The 5736-nt window shown below is 68.5% G+C and carries 5 protein-coding genes and 1 pseudogene; 3 read left to right on the top strand and 3 right to left on the bottom strand.

The window, feature by feature from the left end; all coding sequences use genetic code 11:
• Positions 1–78: 78 nt before the first annotated feature.
• Together K8V84_RS15135 and K8V84_RS15130 are read right to left on the bottom strand one after the other, a co-directional pair.
• Complete coding sequence (locus K8V84_RS15135; RefSeq protein WP_304075305.1) at positions 79–729, bottom strand: pyridoxamine 5'-phosphate oxidase family protein; 651 nt, start codon at positions 727–729, stop codon at positions 79–81.
• 65 nt (positions 730–794) lie between these two features.
• Positions 795–1268: a globin domain-containing protein gene (locus K8V84_RS15130; protein ID WP_304075302.1), complete on the bottom strand. Its 474-nt coding sequence runs from the start codon at positions 1266–1268 to the stop codon at positions 795–797.
• A gap of 479 nt (positions 1269–1747) precedes the next feature.
• Here K8V84_RS15130 and K8V84_RS15125 point away from each other — a divergent pair, with 479 nt between their 5' ends.
• Positions 1748–2956: a lactonase family protein gene (locus K8V84_RS15125; protein ID WP_304075299.1), complete on the top strand. Its 1209-nt coding sequence runs from the start codon at positions 1748–1750 to the stop codon at positions 2954–2956.
• Positions 2957–2984: 28 nt separating this feature from the next.
• Here K8V84_RS15125 and K8V84_RS15120 read toward each other — a convergent pair whose 3' ends face one another.
• Positions 2985–3965, bottom strand: coding sequence for a hypothetical protein (locus tag K8V84_RS15120; RefSeq protein ID WP_304075298.1), 981 nt, complete (start codon positions 3963–3965; stop codon positions 2985–2987).
• 306 nt (positions 3966–4271) lie between these two features.
• Here K8V84_RS15120 and K8V84_RS15115 point away from each other — a divergent pair, with 306 nt between their 5' ends.
• On the top strand, positions 4272–5384 hold the full coding sequence (locus K8V84_RS15115) for an NAD(P)-dependent alcohol dehydrogenase (protein ID WP_304075296.1): 1113 nt from the start codon (positions 4272–4274) through the stop codon (positions 5382–5384).
• 167 nt (positions 5385–5551) lie between these two features.
• Positions 5552–5736 (top strand): annotated as a pseudogene (locus K8V84_RS15110) (glucose-6-phosphate dehydrogenase); the annotation flags it as partial.

The following is a 5736-nucleotide window of genomic DNA, read 5'->3' as shown; positions in this document are numbered from 1 at the left end:
CCAGGCGCCCCACCGGAGGATCCCCGACCCAAGGCGCACCACCGACCACCACCACACCCACCCCCTGGAATCACTCATCTAGGGGTGTCCGATCCCCGCCGTCGTCCCTCTGCGGGCCTCGCCCTCCTTTTTGGCACCGAAGAAGTCGCCGCCCTTGCGCAGCGCGTCGTCCGTGCCCCAGGCCTCGTCGGCACCGACCCTGCGCAGATGGGGAATGTGCTTACGGCAGTGGATGTAGGCCTCCTGGACCCGGACGACCATCCACATCAGCGCTCTTTGCCCCGGCACCTGGGGCAGGGGCAGGTGCGGGACGTGGGAACGCAGCCGTTCGTCCTCGGTGATCTTCGCCCGGCCGTTGACGTGGAGTCCGATCCGGTCCCGTTCGAAGTCCAGGAACATCAGGCCGATGTGCGGATTCTGGGTCACGTTGCCCGCACTGGCGAACACTCCGTTGCCTCGGTACTCCGGGTAGGCCAGGGTGCGGTCGTCGATGACGTGCACGAAACCGGGCGGCCCGCTCCTGAAGCTGGAGTCGCACTCGCCCCGGGCGTCCGACGTCGCGATGAAGAGCATCTCCTGACGGGCGACGAACTCCTTCATGGCCGGATTGAGGTGGTCCAGCATCTGGTCGCGGTAGAAGCGGTCGGCGCGTTCGGTGGTGCCCATGACCGCTTGTACGTGGCGTTCCCCCTGGGCTCCGGGCACGCGGTTGCTACTGCTCTGTGACATCAACGAAGGCCTTCGACTGTGTGCGGTTTACGGGGACGACGAAGCGCGGCGGCGCCCGGTCGCCGTCAACGTGCCCTGTGGGGCGCGGAGGAGGACATGGCGAGTTCGGCTCCGTCGAGCATGTGCGCGGTGATCCACTGGTAGACCAGCACCCACGCCGAGCTCATCGAGGAGGACCAGGTGGGAGAGACCTCGCTGACGGCGCGGACCAGGGCACGTCCCACGTAGGGATAGTGCTCGGGGAGGACGCCCAGTTCTCGGTGGTGTTGCAGCCCCAGGTTTCGCAGGTATCCCGCGAGCTCATCGGGGGTGTCCAGGTGCTGGACCACGGAGAGCAGGGCGTCGGCCATGCGTTGCTGCTGCGGTTTGATGTCGGCGGAGAACATCTCGCGTACCTCGGGGGCCATGCTGAAGAGGTGCTCGTAGAAGGACCTCGACAGGCGGGTCGATCCCTCGGGGATGTCGGCGCACGAGATGCGGACCTGCTCGATGGTCGCGGGGTCGGGCAGTGGTACTTCGGATATGGAACGGAGGGCCAATGGGGGTCCTGTTGTTCGGGTGCGGGGCCACGGGTCGTGAGTACGCGGGGGATGGGCGCACTCTCCACGCCGAGGATGATCGTGCCTTTGCCCTGGGCTTTCATGTGCTTTTTGTGACAAAAGTCCTGAAACGGCCTGATCTTCTATGATCTCGCGGATTCCGAGAGGTTGAATCGGCCGAAAGCCCAGGGGACGTGGGTATAGAGAGTGGTTCTGGCCTCCCCGAGAACGGTCTTTCGAGGAGGAACTGTAACAGACGCGCTACGCAGGGCAGAGCTCCACTTTTTGTGAACAGTGAACATTTTCGGGACTCAGGTGTACACGACGTCGGCGTCTTCGGCGCGGACGGTCCCCGGGGCGTTCACGTGAGGTCGGGACACCGGTCGGCTCGGCCTTTTCCGACCATGCCCAGGGGCGATACCATGCCGCCGGTGGTATGGACCACATCCCTACCCCAGGCGACGGAAACGAGGCACCCTGTGGACACACCACGACGGCTCCTGCTCGTGGGGACCTACACCCCCGACTCCGAACCGCCGGGGGAGGGAGAGGGCGTTCACCGGGTCTGGTTCGACCCCCGGACCGGCGAGATGACCGACGGCGGGGTCGCCGTTCGCACCACCGGCCCCTCCTTCCTCGCCTATCGGCCCGAACCGCCCACGGTGTACGCGGTCAACGAGCGCGCCGAGGGCACTCTCACCGCGTTCCGGCCGCACGGAGACGCCTCCCTCACCGAGATCGGCTCCGTGCCCACCGGTGGCGGTTCACCCTGTCACGTGCGTTACCTCGGTCCGCACCAGGCCGCCGTCACCAACTACGCCAACGGTGTGGTCGCCCTCGTCACCACCGCCGAGGACGGCGGACCCACCGGCCACACCCTCGAATTCGCCCACCGGGGCACCGGCCCGGTCGGTGAACGCCAGGAGGGGCCGCACGCGCACAGCAGCGCCGTGGCCCTGGACTCCTTCGAACCCGGCAACCGCTACCTGCTCGCCGCCGACCTGGGCACGGACGAACTGCGCGTCTACCACTACAGTCCGGTTCCCGAACAGCTCACCGAAGAGGCCCCCGAGCCTCGCGAGGACGCCTTCCCGGGTGTGCCCCTGCCGCCCGGTACGGGACCTCGCCACATGGTGGTCAACGGCGACCACGTGTACGTCGCGGGCGAACTCGACTCCCGCGTGCACGTCGTGCGCTGGGACGGGGTGTCCGGCACCGGCGAGCACCTGGGTTCGGTCACCGCCACCGCGGATGAGGCGGCCGGGAAGAACTTCCCCGCCGAGATCGCCCTGCACCGGCTCAAGGTCGAGGGTCGCGAGATCGCCGAGGGGGACGCGTTGCCCCCGACCAGCACCTACGAGGGACGCGTGTACGTGTCCAACCGGGGCGCCGACGCCATCTCCACCTTCGCGGTCCGAGATGGCGGCGCCCGCCTGGAGCACCTCGCGGACACCCCCGTCGGCGCCTGGCCCCGCCACTTCACCGTGGTCCGCGGCCATCGCGACGAGCCCGACCACCTGGTCGCCGCCGCTCAGAACGGCGACGAGTTGATGTCGTTGCTCATCGACCCCGACACCGGGGTGCCCCAGGACACCGGTCACCGTCTGGACGTCCCGGCCCCCGTCTGCGTCCTGCCCATCCCCATCAAGCGCATCCGCCGCGCCGAGGCCGACCCTCACCCGCGATGATCTTGCGGTGGTCTGACCGGGCCTTCGCTCACACCTCGTTGACGGCCCTGCCCCGGTAGCCGATGGGGCCCTCGTCGACCCGTTGGTAGTAGCCGAGGAAACCGGCCGCCTTCTCTTCGAGGAAGACCGATCCGGAGTTCTCCCGCTGGTCACGCCAGGTGATCCGTTCCACCGGGGCGCCACCGTCCTCGACCATCAGCCGTAGCTCCCCTGAGGTGTGCCAACGCTCGCCCCAGTGCTCTTCGGTGCGGAAGCGGTGCACGGTGACCTCCTCGGTCCCCTCCGGGTAGGCCAGGCGCTGTTCCAGGTCACCCCGGTACTCGCTCAGCAGGCCATCGGCCGAGCGATGGTAGCCGTGGAAGTCGCCCAGGGCCGACTGGAAGCCGATCGCCGCCTCGGCTCCGTCGGCGGCGCGCCACGAGAGCTGAGCGATCGGGGCCTTCTCGTCCCGGTCGACGTACAACAGCAGCCGCCCGGCGGGTTCCCACCGTTGTTCCGACCCCTCCGTGGAGTGGACCCGCCTCCGGGTGGTGTAACGGAGCACCGAACGTTGGTCGGCGGCGGCGAGCATCGCACGGACCGAGCGGTCGCGTTCGTCGATGGAGTCGAGGCTGATCCGGTACAGCCACAGCATCGTTCGGGCGTCCGTGCCGCTGCGCACGGTCACCACGTTGGGGCCGTCCGTCCGCAGCCACTCGCCGGGAACCGCGAAGTCGAGGTTCTGGGGCAGATCGCCACCGCCGGGGATGGTCAGGCGCGAGGCCACCGGTTCGCCGTTGACCAGCACGGTCAGCGGGGCATGCCCCGGGGAGCCCCCGTTCTTGGAGACGAGCGCGGTCACCCGCAGGACGCCTTCGACGATCTGCTCGTCCAGGTGGAAGGTGAGATCGACCGAGCCTCCGGCGTCCAGTCTCATGTTGCTTGCGCCGAACCGGGCGTTCTCACGATCCACCTGGGCGTTGGCCACCCGGGCGGGATCGGTGGTGAGGTCGGCGTAGGTCGGTTCCATGTGGACTCCTGGAAGAGGCCGCGGTGCTTCCCGGGGAGGGGGATCGGCGGGGGAGAGGGCAAGGGGAACGGGAATCCCGGCGGTGATGGCTGGAGGGTCACGCGGAGCGTACCGGAGGCATGTGACACGGCAGGGAACCGTGATCGACCTGCGGAGGAGGAGACCCGATCCCCTCCTTCGGGCGAAAGCGACCAGGTCGGACGACATCGGTTCGTCCGGCGCGTCCGCCGTCCCCCACATTCCCCCTGACGGAGAATGTGCCCGATCACCCCTTCTTCGGGGACGAACGCAAGAGAGGACTCGGTCATGTCCGAAGCCAGGGCCGCGGTGGTCCACCCCGGTAGCGGCACCTTCACCTGGGAGGACGTCCGCCTGGAGGAACCCCGTCGCGACGAGGTCCTGGTCCGCGTGGTGGGCGCCGGGATCTGCCACACCGACCTGGCCACCCGCGACGAGCACCTGCACACGCCACTGCCCGCCGTGCTCGGTCATGAGGGTTCCGGTGTGGTGGAGGCGGTGGGCGAGAGCGTCACCCACGTCTCGGTCGGTGACAAGGTCCTGCTCTCCTTCGGCTCCTGCGGGAAGTGCCGGTCCTGCCGACACGGACACCCCGCCTACTGCGTCGACTTCCTCTCCCTCAACTTCGACGGCAGGCGCCCCGACGGCACCACCCCGATCGGTTCCCCCTCGGGTGGGGTGATCGGTGGCCGTTTCTTCGGACAGTCCTCCTTCGCCACGTACTGCGTCGCCCACGCGCGCAGCGTCGTCCCGGTCGAGGCGGGCGACGAGGACGAACTCGCGATGCTGGCACCGGTGGGTTGCGGGATCCAGACCGGCGTGGGGGCCGTGCTCCACGAACTCGTCCCGAGCAGTGGGGACACGGTCGCGATCTTCGGCGCCGGAGCCGTGGGCCTGTCCGCGGTCATGGGGGCCGCGCTCACCCCGGCCGCGAAGATCATCGCCATCGACATCGTGCCCTCCCGGCTGGAACTGGCCCGTGAACTGGGCGCCACCCACACCATCAACGGCGGGGAGGAGGACACCGTCGCGCGCATCGCCGAGATCACCGGCGGCCGGGGACTCACCCACGCCCTGGAGAGCAGTGGGGTACCCGCCCTGCTGCGCCAGGCGATCGACTCCCTGGCGGTGGGCGACGGCATGGTGGCCGTGGTCGGTGCGCCTCCCGTGGGCACCGACGGCACCTTCGACGTCAACTTCCTGCTCAACGGGCGCACCATTCGTGGTGTGACCGAGGGTGACAGCGACGTCTTCGACTTCATCCCGGAACTGGTCGGGCTGTACCGTGCCGGCCGGTTGCCCTTCGACAAGATGGTCCGCTTCTACGAGCCGGACCAGATCAACGAGGCCGCCGCCGACGCCGCTCAGGGACGGATCCTCAAGCCGGTCCTGCGTCTGTGACTTCGACGCCGGAGCGGACTCGACGATCGCGACTTCCCACCGGCGCCACTTCCACCACCGGGCCGCCTTTTGAAGTTACTGTCGATCACGGTCCGTGACCGACGCGGAACAGTCACCGGCCGTGGTCGCATGGAGCCCACGGGCCGGACCTCAACGGTGGGGAACGCATGAACGACTCGGTGGACGAATCGATCCAGACCCTGATCATCCTGGGTGCGCAAGGAGACCTCACCGAACGCCTGCTTCTGCCCGGGTTGGGCACCCTTGTCGCCGCCGACTCACTGGGCGACCTCCTCCTCATCGGCAGCGGCCAAGGTGAGGGCACCGACAGGCGATGGCAGGAGAAGGTGGC

The sequence above is a fragment of the Nocardiopsis listeri genome (genome assembly GCF_020741345.1).
GTDB lineage: Bacteria > Actinomycetota > Actinomycetes > Streptosporangiales > Streptosporangiaceae > Nocardiopsis > Nocardiopsis listeri_A.
This window is presented reverse-complemented; position numbering and strand designations above follow the sequence as displayed.

Coding starts and splice junctions, on each gene's coding strand:
- K8V84_RS15135 (WP_304075305.1), bottom strand. CDS start 729: ATGTCACAGAGCAGTAGCAACCGCGTGCCCGGAGCCCAGGGGGAACGC.
- K8V84_RS15120 (WP_304075298.1), bottom strand. CDS start 3,965: ATGGAACCGACCTACGCCGACCTCACCACCGATCCCGCCCGGGTGGCC.
- K8V84_RS15115 (WP_304075296.1), top strand. CDS start 4,272: ATGTCCGAAGCCAGGGCCGCGGTGGTCCACCCCGGTAGCGGCACCTTC.